Source organism: Christiangramia flava JLT2011, from assembly GCF_001951155.1.
Classification (GTDB): domain Bacteria; phylum Bacteroidota; class Bacteroidia; order Flavobacteriales; family Flavobacteriaceae; genus Christiangramia; species Christiangramia flava.
Genome location: NZ_CP016359.1, coordinates 1,524,379 through 1,539,754, shown reverse-complemented (window position 1 = coordinate 1,539,754; position 15,376 = coordinate 1,524,379). Strand labels below are relative to the sequence as shown.

At 46.1% G+C, this 15,376-nt stretch carries 14 protein-coding genes; 6 read left to right on the top strand and 8 right to left on the bottom strand.

Annotated elements, in window-relative coordinates; all coding sequences use genetic code 11:
- Nucleotides 1-43: 43 nt before the first annotated feature.
- From GRFL_RS06570 to GRFL_RS06545, 6 genes are all read left to right on the top strand, one after another.
- Complete coding sequence (locus GRFL_RS06570) at nt 44-1,231, top strand: PSP1 domain-containing protein (RefSeq protein ID WP_083643857.1); 1,188 nt, start codon at nt 44-46, stop codon at nt 1,229-1,231.
- Nucleotides 1,224-1,718, top strand: a complete 495-nt coding sequence (locus tag GRFL_RS06565; RefSeq protein ID WP_083643856.1) for a gliding motility lipoprotein GldH — start codon at nt 1,224-1,226, stop codon at nt 1,716-1,718. Before GRFL_RS06570 ends, GRFL_RS06565 begins: the two co-directional genes overlap by 8 nt.
- Before the next feature lie 3 nt (nt 1,719-1,721).
- A complete protein-coding gene (locus GRFL_RS06560; protein WP_083643855.1) occupies nt 1,722-4,031 on the top strand; it encodes a penicillin-binding protein 1A in 2,310 nt (769 codons plus the stop codon).
- Between the two features lie 107 nt (nt 4,032-4,138).
- Nucleotides 4,139-4,840, top strand: a complete 702-nt coding sequence (locus GRFL_RS06555; protein ID WP_083643854.1) for a CoA transferase subunit A — start codon at nt 4,139-4,141, stop codon at nt 4,838-4,840.
- Between the two features lies 1 nt (nt 4,841).
- Nucleotides 4,842-5,501: a CoA transferase subunit B gene (locus GRFL_RS06550; protein WP_083643853.1), complete on the top strand. Its 660-nt coding sequence runs from the start codon at nt 4,842-4,844 to the stop codon at nt 5,499-5,501.
- 172 nt (nt 5,502-5,673) lie between these two features.
- Nucleotides 5,674-8,877 carry a M4 family metallopeptidase gene (locus GRFL_RS06545; protein WP_083643852.1) on the top strand — a complete coding sequence of 1,068 codons (3,204 nt, stop codon included), beginning with the start codon at nt 5,674-5,676 and terminating at the stop codon, nt 8,875-8,877.
- Between the two features lie 46 nt (nt 8,878-8,923).
- On the opposite strand, the gene GRFL_RS06540 is transcribed toward GRFL_RS06545, so the two are convergent.
- The 8 genes from GRFL_RS06540 to hemF all read right to left on the bottom strand — a co-directional run bounded on the left by GRFL_RS06540 (nt 8,924) and on the right by hemF (nt 15,375).
- Nucleotides 8,924-9,640 carry a 3'-5' exonuclease gene (locus GRFL_RS06540; protein WP_083643851.1) on the bottom strand — a complete coding sequence of 239 codons (717 nt, stop codon included), beginning with the start codon at nt 9,638-9,640 and terminating at the stop codon, nt 8,924-8,926.
- Nucleotides 9,618-10,781 (bottom strand): serine hydrolase domain-containing protein, encoded by a 1,164-nt coding sequence (locus tag GRFL_RS06535; RefSeq protein WP_083643850.1) that lies wholly within the window; start codon nt 10,779-10,781, stop codon nt 9,618-9,620. Before GRFL_RS06535 ends, GRFL_RS06540 begins: the two co-directional genes overlap by 23 nt.
- 10 nt (nt 10,782-10,791) lie before the next feature.
- Complete coding sequence (locus tag GRFL_RS06530; RefSeq protein WP_083643849.1) at nt 10,792-11,262, bottom strand: methylated-DNA--[protein]-cysteine S-methyltransferase; 471 nt, start codon at nt 11,260-11,262, stop codon at nt 10,792-10,794.
- Entirely contained in the window at nt 11,243-12,364 is a 1,122-nt protein-coding gene (locus GRFL_RS06525; protein WP_083643848.1) for a CNNM domain-containing protein, read from the bottom strand. The genes GRFL_RS06530 and GRFL_RS06525 overlap by 20 nt, the downstream gene beginning before the upstream one ends.
- Before the next feature lie 128 nt (nt 12,365-12,492).
- A complete protein-coding gene (locus tag GRFL_RS06520) occupies nt 12,493-12,975 on the bottom strand; it encodes a hypothetical protein (RefSeq protein WP_139839189.1) in 483 nt (160 codons plus the stop codon).
- A gap of 82 nt (nt 12,976-13,057) precedes the next feature.
- Nucleotides 13,058-13,441, bottom strand: coding sequence for a hypothetical protein (locus tag GRFL_RS06515; RefSeq protein ID WP_083643846.1), 384 nt, complete (start codon nt 13,439-13,441; stop codon nt 13,058-13,060).
- Between the two features lie 28 nt (nt 13,442-13,469).
- Nucleotides 13,470-14,459 carry a porphobilinogen synthase gene (gene hemB / locus GRFL_RS06510; protein WP_083643845.1) on the bottom strand — a complete coding sequence of 330 codons (990 nt, stop codon included), beginning with the start codon at nt 14,457-14,459 and terminating at the stop codon, nt 13,470-13,472.
- 10 nt (nt 14,460-14,469) lie between these two features.
- Nucleotides 14,470-15,375: an oxygen-dependent coproporphyrinogen oxidase gene (gene hemF / locus GRFL_RS06505; protein ID WP_083643844.1), complete on the bottom strand. Its 906-nt coding sequence runs from the start codon at nt 15,373-15,375 to the stop codon at nt 14,470-14,472.
- Between the last annotated feature and the right edge of the window lies 1 nt (nt 15,376).

Sequence of the window (15,376 nt, the reverse complement as noted above, 5' to 3'; positions counted from 1 at the left end):
AGAGTCTTCTGGTCGCCGGCAGCTTTCTCAAGATATATAACTTATGGCTTGCAGCACATGCTCGACCGGGAAAGACGGTCAGCCTAAAGGATGTAAGAACAACGGTACCTGTGGTACCGATGGATGTAATAAATTGTCGGTTTTTGACTGGCTTTCCAATATGTCTCTTCCTAATGGCGTTGAGCCTTTTGACTTTGTAGAGGTGCGTTTTAAGAACGGCCGCAAACATTTCTTTAAAAATTCTGAAAACCTGAGCCTGAGCATTGGTGACGTGGTGGCCGTGGAGGCCAGTCCCGGTCATGATGTGGGAGTGGTAAGCCTTACCGGAGAGCTGGTGAGGGTACAGATGAAAAAGAAAAAGGAAGATCCCAATTCTGCCGAAATCCTGAAGATCTACCGAAAAGCCTCGCAAAAAGACATCGATGTCTGGCAGGAATGCCGCGAGCGGGAAGAGAAGATCAAGCAGCGTTCCAGGCAGATCGCGATCCGGCTGAAACTTCAGATGAAGATCAGCGATATCGAGTTCCAGGGAGATGGTTCCAAAGCCACTTTCTATTACACGGCTGATGACCGGGTAGATTTCCGTCAGCTTATCAAAGAATTTGCAAGAGAATTCAGTACGCGAATCGAAATGCGCCAAATCGGTCTTCGCCAGGAAGCCGCAAGACTGGGCGGGATTGGTTCCTGTGGAAGGGAATTGTGTTGCTCGACCTGGTTAACCGATTTTCGTTCGGTGAGTACTTCCGCAGCGCGATACCAGCAATTATCGCTCAATCCCCAGAAACTGGCGGGTCAGTGCGGGAAGCTGAAATGCTGCCTGAACTACGAACTGGATACTTATCTCGAGGCCTTAAAATCTTTTCCGAAATCTGACGTTAAGTTAAAAACCAAGAAAGGAACAGGCGTTTGCCAGAAGGTGGATATTTTCAAAAATATGCTCTGGTATGCCTACGAAGGAGAATGGATGAACTGGCACCGGTTAACACCGGAGCAGGCTAACAAGATCATCGCCAAGAACAAAAAAGGCGAAACCGTGGGCAGCCTGGAAGAATTCGAGGTGGAATTGCAGCTGGACGATGAAAGAACCCCAGATTTCAACAATACAGTGGGGCAGGATAGTCTTACACGTTTTGATAAACCGAAGAAAAAGCGGCGTAATACCAGCAGCAATAAGAACAAGAAAAGAAGAAAGCGGAAGAACAACAATACTTCAAAATCTAAGAATGCATAAGCTTTGCAAGGGATCGCTGCTTATTTTGTCACTGGTGCTTTTGATTTCCTGCGACAAAAAGAGGGTTTATGATGCGTATGAGTCGGTTGGGAACTGGCACAAAGATTCCCTGGTAAGTTTTAAGATCGAGGATATTGACACCACGAAACAGTATAATTTATTTCTGAATATCAGGAACGATAATCGCTACGCTTACAGCAACCTGTTCCTTATTACGAGAATGCATTTTCCAGAAGGAAAAGTGATCACTGACACGTTGGAATACGAAATGGCCAAACCTGATGGCGAATGGCTGGGAACCGGTTTTGGCGATGTGAAGGAGAGCAAACTCTGGTACAAGGAAAATGTGCGCTTTGATGAGGCCGGTGAATACACGATTGATATTCAGCAGGCTATGCGTAAAAACGGGGAAACAACTGGCATCGAGGAGCTGAAGGGCATCACCGATGTAGGTTTTAGAATTGAAAAAGCTACTACTAATAACTAAATAATGGCCGCGACGAAGAAGAAACAAGCCAAGACACAGAGCAATTCAAGATATATTATTGGGTTCTGGACGATCTTTGGAATAGGAGTGCTGATAGGTATTCTTATTTTCCTACTGGCAGGATGGGGTGCTTTCGGGAAAATGCCCACTTTTGAAGAGCTGGAAAATCCGGAAACCAACCTCGCAACCGAGGTGCTTTCCGCAGATGGGGAAACCATCGGGAAGTATTATAACGAGAACCGGACGCCGATCAAATACGAAGATCTCCCGGAACACCTGGTTCAGGCGCTGGTGGCTACTGAAGACGAGCGTTTTTACAAGCATGCCGGAATCGATGCGCGAGGGACGCTGCGAGCGGCGGTTTTTCTGGGTCAGCGCGGTGGTGCAAGTACCATCACGCAGCAGTTGGCCAAACAGCTGTTCACCGAGAATGTTTCAGACAGTTTCCTGGAGCGGGTTTTTCAGAAGGTTAAAGAATGGGTGATCGCGACCAGGCTGGAGCGACAGTACACGAAGGAAGAGATCATCACCATGTACTTCAATAAATACGATTTCGTGTACCAGGCCGTTGGGATTCGTTCCGCAGCGAAGATCTACTTCGGGAAAGAGGCCAAAGACCTGAATATTCAGGAATCGGCGGTACTGGTTGGAATGCTGAAAAATGCTGCGCTTTACAACCCGGTGAGAAGGCCAGATCTGGTGGAAGACCGCCGGAATGTGGTTTTTGAACAAATGGCCCGCAACGGGTATATTTCAGAAACCGAAATGGATTCGCTGAAGAAGCTGCCAATGAAGATCGATTTCACTCCGGAAGGTCACGACGAGGGCATGGCTACTTATTTCCGAGCCTATCTTCAGGGATTCATGAAAGACTGGATCGAGAACAACCCGAAGCCTGATGGCTCCAAATACAGCCTGTACCGCGACGGACTCAAGATTTACACCACGATCGATTCTAAAATGCAGTCTTATGCGGAAGATGCGGTACACAAACACATCGCACACCTTCAGAAGGAATTTGACAGGCAAAATGAAAGTAACCCTACCGCACCGTTTAGAGATATCGATAAAGACGAAGAAGAGGGCTTGATCAGGCAGGCGATGCGCCGGTCAGACAGGTGGTATACGATGAAAGCGGAAGGAAAATCAGAAGAAGCTATTATCGCCTCCTTCGAAAAACCCCGCGAAATGCGAATTTTCAGCTGGAAGGGAGATATCGATACCACGATGACTCCAAGAGATTCGATCAAATATTATAAAGCCTTTTTGCAGGCAGGAATGATGTCTATGGTACCACAAACCGGGGAAGTAAAAGCCTGGGTTGGAGGAACCAATTTCAAGCATTTCAAATACGACCATGTTAAACAGGGAAAAAGACAGGTGGGTTCTACCTTTAAACCTTTTGTTTATGCCACGGCCATCGATCAGCTGAAATTTTCTCCATGCGATACCATGCCTAAGAGCCGATTCACGATTGAAGCCGGTAAGTTCGGGAACCTGAAAGACTGGACCCCGAAAAATGCCGGGAATAGCGATTATGACGGGATGGTCACGCTAAAGCAGGCGTTGGCTCAGTCCATCAATACCGTGACCGCCAGGCTTATCGATAAGACAGGCCCGCAGCCGGTGATCGATCTGGCTGAAAAACTGGGTATCGATGTATCTGAAATTCCTGCGGTGCCGGCAATCGCGCTGGGTGTGGCGGATATCAGCCTGTACGAAATGGTTTCTGCCTTCAGTACCTTCGCGAACCAGGGGGTTTATATCAAACCGGTGGTGATCAACAGGATCGAAGACAAGAATGGAACCATTTTGTATCAAAATACTCCGGTGACCAAGGATGTCTTGAGTAAAGAAGCGGCCTATGTGACCGTAAACCTGCTGGAAGGAGTTACTCAGTCTGGATCTGGGGTTCGGTTACGAGGAAAATGGGCTGGAGAACGCATCGATTACAAGCGTGCCGTAACCGGTTATCCTTATGACTTTACAAATCCCATTGCCGGTAAAACCGGTACCACTCAAAACCAGAGTGACGGGTGGTTCATCGGGATGGTGCCAGATCTTGCCACGGGTGTTTGGGTAGGAGGTGAAGACCGTTCGGTGCATTTCCCAACCGTAACCTATGGCCAGGGAGCGACCATGGCATTGCCTATCTGGGGAATGTATATGAAAGACGTGTATGCCGATGAAGACCTGAATGTTTCCAAAGGTGAATTTGAACGTCCTGAAAATCTAAGTATCGAGATCAATTGCTCGGAATATGGCAAAAAACAGGAATCTCAGTCAGACATTCCAGATGAGCTCGATTTTTAATGAATTTTCAGTTTTAACAGAAATTACTGAATAAAATATAATAACCAGCTGCATTCTCATTGCAGCTGGCTTCAGTTTTTCGTATTTTCGGGTAAAAATCTGAAAGAATGATTACGAAAACTGTTGAAAATGTTCAGGAGGCATTGCAGGGCGTGAAAGATGGCATGACATTCATGCTGGGAGGTTTCGGCCTTTGTGGTATTCCTGAAAATTCCATAGCCGAACTCAAGCGGCTGAATATAAAGAATCTTACCTGTATTTCGAATAATGCCGGGGTCGACGACTTTGGGTTGGGTTTGCTGCTTCATAAGAAACAAATTGATAAGATGATCTCTTCCTATGTTGGGGAAAACGAGATTTTCGAAAAACAAATGCTAAGCGGGGAACTCGAAGTGGAACTGATTCCGCAGGGGACGCTGGCTGCAAGATGCCAGGCCGCGCAACAAGGCTTTCCGGCGATCTATACACCGGCGGGCTATGGAACAGAGGTAGCCATGAACAAGGAAACCCGGGAGTTTGATGGCAAAATGTATGTTTTGGAAGAAGCTTTTAAAGCTGATTTCGCCTTTGTGAAAGCCTGGAAAGGCGACAGGGCAGGAAACCTGATTTTCAAAGGAACGGCGAGAAACTTTAACCCGGTGATGTGCGGTGCGGCGAAGATTACCGTGGCTGAGGTGGAAGAACTTGTGGAGCCTGGTGAACTCGACCCGAATCAGATTCATATTCCGGGGATTTTCGTGCAACGAATTTTTCAGGGAGCGAATTATGAAAAGAGAATTGAACAACGAACTGTAAGACAAAAAGCATAAGATGGCACTAGATAAAAACGGAATCGCGCAGCGCATCGCACGGGAAGTCAGGGATGGATATTATGTGAACCTTGGGATTGGGATACCTACCCTGGTCGCCAATTTTGTAAGGGATGATATTCAGGTGGAATTCCAGAGTGAAAACGGGATCCTTGGAATGGGGCCTTTCCCGGTAGAGGGCGAAGAAGATGCTGACCTCATCAATGCAGGAAAACAAACCATTACCGCTCTGCCAGGTGCCAGCTATTTTGATTCGGCGATGAGTTTTGGGATGATTCGTGGAAAACATGTAGATCTCACCATTCTGGGCGCTATGGAAGTTGCTGAAAATGGGGATATCGCCAACTGGAAAATCCCTGGCAAGATGGTGAAGGGTATGGGGGGCGCTATGGATCTGGTCGCTTCCGCGGAAAATATTATCGTGGCGATGATGCATACCAATAAAGCCGGAGAATCGAAATTGCTGAAAAAATGTAGCCTTCCCCTTACCGGTGTGGGCTGCGTGACGAAGATCGTCACTAATCTGGCAGTGCTGGAAGTTACCGCTGAAGGTTTCAAATTAATTGAAAGAGCTCCTGGAGTGAGCGTGGAAGAAATTCAGGCTGCTACCGAAGGAACTTTACTGATAGAAGGTGAAATTCCGGAAATGGACCTGGTTTAAATAAAACCGAATATATTGGTACAACCCGAAAAATGATTTTCGGGTTTTTTGTTGAAGTATCTTCTGGTAAATCAGGTGAAAGGTTAAAATTTATCGATTAAAAGCGTTAAAATTTTAATAGACGCTTTAATTTTTTTACATTCCGGCGATCTATTAACCTAAACCTAATCACGTGAAGAAAAAATTACTTCTCAATTCCGCATTATATGCGGGATTATCTCTATTTGCGTTCACAAGTCAGGCGCAAAATTCAGACAAAGATGTTAAAAAACGGATCAACGATGAACGGGGAAAACCCACACTGATCGTTTTTAAACAAGACGCGAAAACCAATGCCAGTGAGCATTCAAAAATCTTCAGCGAACAGTTGCATCTCAACGACCGTTCCCGCTTTTCAAAAGTAAAAACCGAAACCGACAAGGCGGGGTTTACTCATGAAAAATACCAGTTGCAATATGACGGTATAAAAGTGGAGTATGCCACGTATACGCTGCATTCCCAATCTGGTGCACTTCGTTCGATGAGCGGGGAATTTTATCGTATCGAAGACGTGGATACCAAACCCGGAATCCCAAAACAAGTAGCTTTTAGAAATGCCCTTCGGAAGATCGGTGCTCAAGAATATCTCTGGGAAGATCCACAAAGCGCTGCTGAAATTGGTTACCAGAAACCGGAAGGAGAACTCGTACTGTTACCTACGCTGCAATTTCAGGAAACTGAATCCAAAAAGCGAAAGGAAGAAGTTCGACTCGCCTGGAAATTTGACATTTATGCAACCAATCCCGTTAGTCGCGGGAATATGTATGTAGATGCTCAGAATGGGCAAATTTTACTCTACGATGCCATTATAAAGCATGTAGGAAAATACAGTCATACTTCAAAGTCCGGAAATAGTCTTACCAAGACTGCCGCAAGCGCTGCATTGGCAACTGGGACGGCAGCGACACGTTATAGTGGTTCCAGAAATATTCAGACTTCTTTAAGCGGTTCCTCCTACATTCTTTCAGATAATACTCGAGGGAATGGAATCCAGACCTACGATATGAATACGGGAACCAACTATAACAGCGCGGTGAACTTTACCGATAATGATAATAACTGGACCGCTGCGGAATTTGATAATTCTGCTAAAGATAACGGGGCGCTGGACGCTCACTGGGGCGCGGAAAAGACCTATGATTACTGGTCTGCCGTACACGGTCGAAACAGTTTTGACAACCAGGGTGCGAAAATCAAAAGTTATGTTCATTATGACACGGCTTATGACAACGCTTACTGGAACGGTAGTGTGATGACTTATGGTGACGGTAGCGGTACGTACTTTGACATTCTAACCTCTATCGATGTGGCCGGGCACGAAATTGGTCACGCGGTGTGTACTTATACTGCTGACCTTGCTTATCAAAAGGAATCAGGAGCGATGAATGAAGGTTTTTCCGATATCTGGGGAGCCTGTATCGAGTATTATGCTGATCCTACAAAGTCTACCTGGCTGATAGGTGAGGATATCGAGAGACGTTCCGGTCATGCGGCGTTGCGATCGATGAGCGACCCGAATGCTGAAGGTCAGCCGGATACTTATGGCGGGACTTATTGGGTAAATGCCAATTGTACCCCTACAGATGCCAATGATTATTGTGGCGTGCATACCAATAGCGGGGTTTTGAACCACTGGTTCTATATCCTTACGGTGGGTAAGAACGGCACCAACGACCTTGGAAATTCATATAATGTAAGCGGAATAGGGATCGATAAATCGGCTGCGATCGCTTACAGGCTGGAAAGCGTGTACCTTTCGGCTAATTCAACTTATGCAAATGCCCGTACCTACGGAATTCAGAGTGCGATCGACCTTTACGGAGAAGGTTCCGCAGAAGAAATTGCCGTAACCAATGCGTTTTATGCAGTTGGTGTGGGCGCAGCCTACGGGGAGATTAGCTATTGCGCTTCTAAAGGTAACAGCGTTGCAGACGAGTATATTGGAAGAGTCCAACTAGGTGCTATCGACAATACTTCTTCGGCTTCCGGTGGGTATACTGATTTTACTTCGGTCTCCACCAATCTTTCCAAAGGAAGTGCCAATACGATCACGATCACACCAACCTGGACTGGCACCACCTACAGCGAAGGATACGCGGTGTGGATCGATTACAACCAGAATGGTGATTTCGGAGATTCCGGAGAATTGGTATGGAGCAAAGCAGCTTCGAAGACCACGCCGGTTTCAGGAAGTTTCACGGTTCCTTCCGGAGCAAAAAGCGGTGAGACCAGAATGCGCGTTTCCATGAAATATAACGGGATTCCTACGCAATGTGAATCATTCTCTTATGGTGAAGTCGAAGATTATACGGTAAATATCCAGTCTGGAGCTGCCGATACTCAGGCCCCAACAGCGCCTTCCAGCCTCACGGCCAGTGGAACCACGCAGAATTCGACTTCCCTTTCCTGGAATGCTTCTTCAGATAATGTGGGCGTTACCGGTTACGATGTGTATCAAAATGGAAGTTTCCTGGCAACGACTACTGCTACCAGTTATTCGGTTAGCGGGCTTTCTGCCAGCACGACTTACAGTTTTTACGTCAAGGCCACTGATGATGCCGGGAACGAGTCGGCCAAATCGAATACGGTTTCCGTTACAACTGATGAAAATAGCCTTTCCTACTGTAGCTCTAAAGGTTCCGATTCCAGCTATGAATGGATTGACCTGGTGCAGCTTAACGGTTTGAACAATGCTTCCGGAAATGATGGTGGCTATAAGGACAACACGGCGATGAGCGCCAGCCTGCCTTATGGTTCGAACACCATTTATATCAGCGCCGGTTTTGCCAGTTCTTCTTATACCGAATACTGGAAAATCTGGATCGATTACAACCAGAACGGGGTTTTTGAAACTTCTGAAGCGGTGGTAAGCGGTTCTTCTTCCAGCAGCGGAACGCTTTCGGCAAGTTTCAGCGTTCCTACAACCGCAGTAGCGGGAGCAACCAGAATGCGCGTTTCAATGAAATATAACGCTTCTCAAACCGCCTGCGAAACTTTCTCTTATGGAGAAGTGGAAGATTATACGGTGGTCGTGGGGCAGGCCGCTGCAGCCTTCGCCGGAAGTTCAAAAGCTCTGAACGCCCAGGAAATGGGGAATGAGACGAGTGTTTTTGATGTTCGACTGTTCCCGAATCCCGTGGTGAGCGGTAACCGATTGAACGTTGGTGCTCCAGAAGACAGAAGCCTGAATTATGCCATTTTCAATGCGGTTGGTTTCCAGGTTTCGCAGGGTGTACTTGGAAAATCCATCGATGTTTCGCAGCTCACTCCCGGAACTTACATTGTTCGTTTCAGTGACGGGCAGAAGGAAATTGTCAAGAAATTCATCAAGAAATAATTGCTGAATTGATGAGTACAGAAGCCGGATGAAAATCCGGCTTTTTTTATTCTATGGAAGTAATCTCGGTATCGCTTAAAAGATTTTCCTGGCGCAGTTTGAGAATGACCTGGGCGATCGCTACCACGTCTCTTTCGCAATATTCCACGATCCTGTCAATATCCTTTTCCTTATAAAAAACTTCGCGGACCATCGACCCGTCAATATCCTCCTTTGGGGAAGGAATGCCCAGCACATGAGTGAGCAGCTTCAGGGAAGTATAATGTTTAAAATCTCCAAATTTCCATAGCTCCATGGTATCCAGATGTGGCACTTCCCAGGGTTTTTTTCCGAAGAGGTTCAGCTTCGAAGGAAGACGCATATTATGAATAAGCATTCTCCGGGCGATATACGGAAAATCAAATTCTTTCCCGTTATGTGCGCAAAGCAGGTGATATGGCTGAAAAAAATATTCTTCGAGTAGCGCCGTGAAATCGCGCAGCAGCTTTTCTTCTTCGCCTTTGAAACTGGTCACCCGGAAGTTTCGGCTGCCATTCCGGAAACTAAAAAAACCTACGGAAATGCAAATGATTTTTCCGAATTCAGACCAAATCCCCGCACGTTCGTAAAATTCTTCCGGAGTAAACTCCTCTTTTCGCTGGTATTTCGATTTCTCATCCCATAAAAGCTGTTTCTGCTCGTCCATTTCTTCGTAACTGGAAAATTCAGGAACGGTTTCTATATCCAGGAAAAGGATGTTTTCAAGATTGATTTTGTGCAGCATCTTCGATCATTTTATAGGCCTCATCAATATACATATAAAAGTCTTTGTAGTGTTTGTCATCACCGGTTTTGCGAATGAATTTCTGCCCCAGCCGGGTGATGATAAGATGGTCTTCCGGAATGATGATCACATACTGCCCAAGAACACCACGCATGTAAAAGATCTCTTTATTGCGGTAATTGCTAAGCCAGAAGCCGTAGCCGTAATAAGGGCTTTTTTCAAATCTAGGCCTGGAAGCCAGCGCCACATAAGAAGAGTCGAGAAGTTGGGTCCCGTTCCAGTCGCCGTAATTTTCGAAAAGCCTGCCAAATTTGGCAAAATTCCTGGCGTTGCTGGCAATACAACAATAGGCTTTTTCCAAGTTGCTCTTCCTGCTGTCTATCTGCCAGAGAGCATCATCGTTCATGCCCATGGGTTTCCAGAAGCTTTTGCTGAGGTATTCACTCAGGCTCATTCCTGTTGCTTTTTCGATCACCATCCCGAGTAATTCGGTATTTCCGCTGAGGTATTTAAATTCTTTTCCGGGCGTTTCAGTTACTTGTAGTTCAAGGATCTGTTCGCGGTTGTTTTCGCCGAAGTAAGAGCGTGCGGTGGAAGCAAAGGGATTGTAATAATTTTCGTTCCAGTTCAGTCCTGATGACATTGAAGAAAGATCGCCCAGGCTGAGTCTTGGATCAAATTGCGGAAAAAAGTCGGATACCGGTTGCTGAATATTCCTCAAATATCCGTCCTGGATGGCTTTGAACATCAGTGCTGTCACAATGCTTTTTGCCATGGAAAAGGAATTGGTCCTGGAAAGTTTTCCGTAGTCCTGGTAGTATTTTTCGAAAACGATACGGTCATTCTTGATGATCAGGAATGCCGCGGTACCCAGCTTCTCATTCAGGCTGTCCAGGGTTTTGGTGGCTTCTGTCTTATTGTAATTATCGGCAATTTCCCAGGGTTGAACCGAATCGGCATTTTCAATCAGGTGATTTTCGAAGTACGGGTAATCATCGATAAATGCCGTGGTGTGACCGGTAAAATAAACCGTTCCAATCGCCTTGAAGAGGTAGGAATACCCGAAAATATACAACAGGAAACTGGCGAGAAGCAAAAAACCCGTGAACAACAATAGAAACCTGGTTAGTTTTTTCAACATTTTCAGAAATTTAGAAAAGGCTTTGTTGAGCCGGAGGATTTTCAAAATCCAGTAGCCATTTTTTGCGATGCAGTCCGCCCGCGTAGCCCGTCAGGCTTCCATCGCTGCCAATTACCCGGTGGCAGGGAACAATGATCCATAAAGGATTTTTTCCATTGGCAGCGGCTACCGCCCTGATGGCCTTCACATCCCCAAGTTTTCGGCTCAATTCCAGGTAGCTGGTGGTGTTCCCGAATGGAATCTTCAGTAATTCTTTCCAGACTTTCTGCTGAAAATCGGTTCCTTTAGGTTGCAATTTTAGATCGAAATGCTGGCGTTTTCCCTCGAAATACTGCTGAAGCTGTTTGACGGCTTTCTGCAGTTCCGGAGGGATTTCCAGTGATTCTTCGGTTTCTTCAGAAATTTTCACAGCGGCAAGACCATTTTCATCGCCGGTTAGTTCGGCCATTCCGAGCGGGGTCTTAAATCGTATCTTCTTCACTTTCTTCTAGAGAATCTTCTGAATTGTCAATTTTCTGCTCCTCTTTCCGCTGAATGAGTCCGAGGCGTTTGGCGCGTCTTTCCCAGCTTTTCCGGGCCAGCACCTGCATATCTTCCACGCTGTCGCTCTCGTCCATGATTTCAAGTCCTAAGAGCGTTTCAATAATATCTTCCATCGTGACAATTCCGGTGGTGTTCCCGTATTGGTCCACGATCATGGAAATATGCGCACGTTTCTCTACAAAAATATCAAAAAGCTCCGGAATGGGCGTGCTGTCTTCGGTGACCAGAATTTCCCTTTTGATGCTGCTGAGGGGTAGCTGTCCCTGTTCATCGATCATTTTTTCCAGCACATCGTCTTTAAGGATGAACCCGGAAATATTGTTGGATTTGTCTTTGTAAACAGGCACTCGCGAAAACTTCAGGTTGCGATGGGTTTTATGGAATTCTTCAAGCGTGGTAGATTCATCTTCTGTCATCGCGACTGAAAATGGCGTCATTACGTCTTTCGCTTCGACTGATTTGAATACGAGCAGGTTCTTGATCACCGTGCTTTCACTTTCTTCAAAAACGCCTTCCTCTTCCGCAGCATCCGTAATGGCGGCAAACTCTTCCCGGCTCATCGTGCTTACGTGGGCCGATTTCCCGATAAGCTTGGTGGTTAACATCATCAGCCATAAGATACCGGTATATTTCAGCGGAAAGATCATGATCTTTAAACTCCGTGCGGTAAAATTGCCCAGTGATTTCCAGTAGGTCGCACCAATGGTTTTCGGGATGATTTCCGAAAGTACCAGAATGGCGAGAGTCATAATCGCCGAAACGATCCCGACCTGGTTACCGCCGGAACCGAAGGTTTGTTCGGCCTGCACCCCAACTAAAATAGCCCCTACGGTGTGAGCGATAGTGTTCACCGTAAGAATAGCGATCAGAGGTTTATCAATGTCTTTTTTAAGATTGGCGAGAATGGTCGCGTACTTTTTTCCTTCTTTTTTCTTGATCTTGATGAAAGAAGGGGTAATGCTCAGCAACGCTGCTTCCAGGATCGAGCACATGAAAGAAAAGAAAATTGACAGTACGGCAAATACCAGTAATAAGGCCATAGATTGATTGGTTAGACTGGCTAATTTATTGAATCTGACCTCATTTTATTTAAAAGAAATGATAAAACCGAAAAATAAAAAAGGTTTCTGCGTTTAGCAGAAACCTTTCCTCTAACATTCCAGGGTTTTTAATAAACCATGGCTTTTCTCAGCAGGTCGTCCCATTTTCTGGCATCGTTCAGCCTGATCTCTGCATCGATGTCGTCTTCATCTTCCTCGCTGTAGAAAATGATTTCCGAAACCTGTTGCTGCCCGTTCTGAAGGTCGAGGCTCAGTTTCTGGATACGGTCTTTCTTTATTTTATTAATGACCATGTTCTCTGATTTTTTCGAGAGGTTCACACTGGAAACAGCGGTAAGATCGATTACTTCTGTGGCTTCGTGCGCGCCTTCCTCGATCCGGATCAGGCGTTTGTTGCGGGTGTCAAGGCCAAGCGCGAGGCTGCCATAGATGTTGATCACATCGAGCTCCAATTGATTTTCTGCTGCGATTTTTTTCAGGGCTTTTGCCTGTTTTCTTTCTTTTGAATTTTGTTTTACAAGTACGTAAACGATCGGGAACATGAAAAGTACGAACAATCCCAATCCTATGATTAATGAGGTAATATCCATTTTATTCTGAATTTATGATATACGATTGCCGCCCGAAAACGCGGTGTTTCAGGCAGTGATTTTTCCGAAGTTCAGTTCAGAATTACCAGAAGAAATGGAAAGGGAAAATGCTTCGGCTTAAAACCGATTTTCTGTCGGGCAGCCGGTTGTTTTGCAGTTTTTCAGCCTGTGAAATGCCGGGAATTTCCGCAGGGATTTGCGAGGCAATTCCGCTGTGAAAACTACTGCCTTCCTTATCAGGTAAATTTTGAGAGGGCGAAAAACTTTCCGGCTCCTCGAAAAAGAAGATTTTCTGGGTCCCAGTGGTCTTATACTGTTTACCGTTTTGAAGGTTGTTGGCGATCAGCCCGGGATTGCTGGCAAAAGAACTGGAACCCGCAGCGATCAGGAACAGCTGCAGGAAAACAATAGGAACAAGAAATTGCTTCCAGTTTTTCATCACTTCAAAAGTACGCAGAAAGCCCATGCGGCCTTTCTAAAATTGCGTTATTTTTTTAGGAAATAAGCTTTACGGCTTCCTTGGCAAAATAACTGGCGATCATATTTGCACCCGCTCGCTTGATGGCGGTGAGTTGCTCCAGCATCACGGCATCGTGGTCCAGCCAGCCTTTTTCGGCAGCGGCCTTGATCATGGCATACTCGCCACTTACCTGGTAAACCGCTACCGGTATGTTCACCGCGTTGCGAATGTCACGAACAATATCGAGATAGCACAGCCCCGGTTTTACCATTACGATATCAGCTCCTTCTTCAATGTCCATCAATGTTTCGCGAATGGCTTCTTCCCGGTTGGAAGGATCCATCTGGTACGTTTTTTTGTCCTTCGGAATATTAGCAGCATCAACGGGAGCCGAGTCCAGCGCATCCCGGAAAGGTCCATAAAACGCTGAAGCATATTTGGCGCTATAGCTCATAATTGCCGTGTCGTGAAAACCTTCGTCTTCCAAAAGACTTCTCATTTCGAATATCCTGCCATCCATCATATCGCTGGGAGCCACAATATCAGCGCCGGCTTTGGCGTGAGAAAGACTCATTTCTGCAAGCACGGCGGTGGTGTCATCGTTCAGGACTTTTCCGTCGGCAATAATCCCGTCATGTCCAAATTTGGAATATGGGTCAAGGGCAACATCGGTCATAACGATCATTTCAGGCACCGCATTTTTCACGGTTTTGATCGAGCGCTGCATCAAACCTTCCGGATTGAGTGCCTCTTTCCCGGCATTATCTTTTAATTCTTCAGAAACTTTCACGAAGAGCAGAACCGATTTCAGTCCCAAATTCCACAATTCTTTGACTTCTTTTTCCAAAAGATCCAGGCTTAACCGGAAATATCCCGGCATCGAACCGATCTCTTCCTTGACATTTTTTCCTTCCACCACGAATAACGGCACGATAAAATCGTTCGGAGAAATCACGGTTTCTCTTACTAAAGATCGTATGGATTCGTTGGTTCGTAATCTGCGGTTTCTGCGTAATGGGTACATCTCTATAATTTTATATGATCCACTCCCGTGGCTGCTTTAAAACTTTTAGCAATTTTTCTTCTTCGCTTCCCGGCTTGGGATGATGGTCATATCGCCACTGCACCTGTGGAGGCAGGCTCATCAGGATACTTTCAATACGGCCGTTGGTCTTTAAACCGAACAGCGTGCCTTTGTCATGAACCAGGTTGAATTCCACATAACGGCCGCGACGAATTTCCTGCCATTCCCTGTTTTCTTCGGAATAATCCAGGGCTTTTCTCTTTTCCACGATTGGTACATAAGCTTCCAGAAAAGAATTACCAACTTCGGTTACGAAATCATACCAGTCAGCAGCCGATTTCAGTGTATTAGGCTTCAGGTAATCGAAGAACAGTCCGCCAATTCCACGGGCTTCTTCACGATGGCTGTTCCAGAAGTATTCATCGCATTTCTTTTTATATTCCGGGTAGAGCGTGATCCCGTGCCTGTCACAGGCAGTCTTTGAGACCTTGTGAAAATGCCGGGCATCTTCCTCAAAAAGGTAGTAAGGCGTCAAATCCTGACCGCCACCAAACCACTGATCCACGATCTCACCATTCTTGTCGTACATCTCGAAATATCTCCAGTTTGCGTGAACCGTAGGCACCATGGGGTTTTTAGGGTGTATCACGAGACTGAGGCCGCAGGCGAAAAAATCTACATCGCCTACTTTAAAATATTGCTGCATGGCGGGGGCAAGCGGCCCGTGTACGGCAGAAATATTCACGCCACCTTTTTCAAAGACAGCTCCGTTTTCAATGACACGCGTTCTTCCGCCGCCGCCTTCTTCCCGTTTCCAGATATCTTCGTGAAATTTTGCTTTTCCGTCGATCTCCTCCAGCCGGGAAGTGATCTGGTCCTGCAAATTCTCGATATATTTCTGAAATTGTTCTTTCATT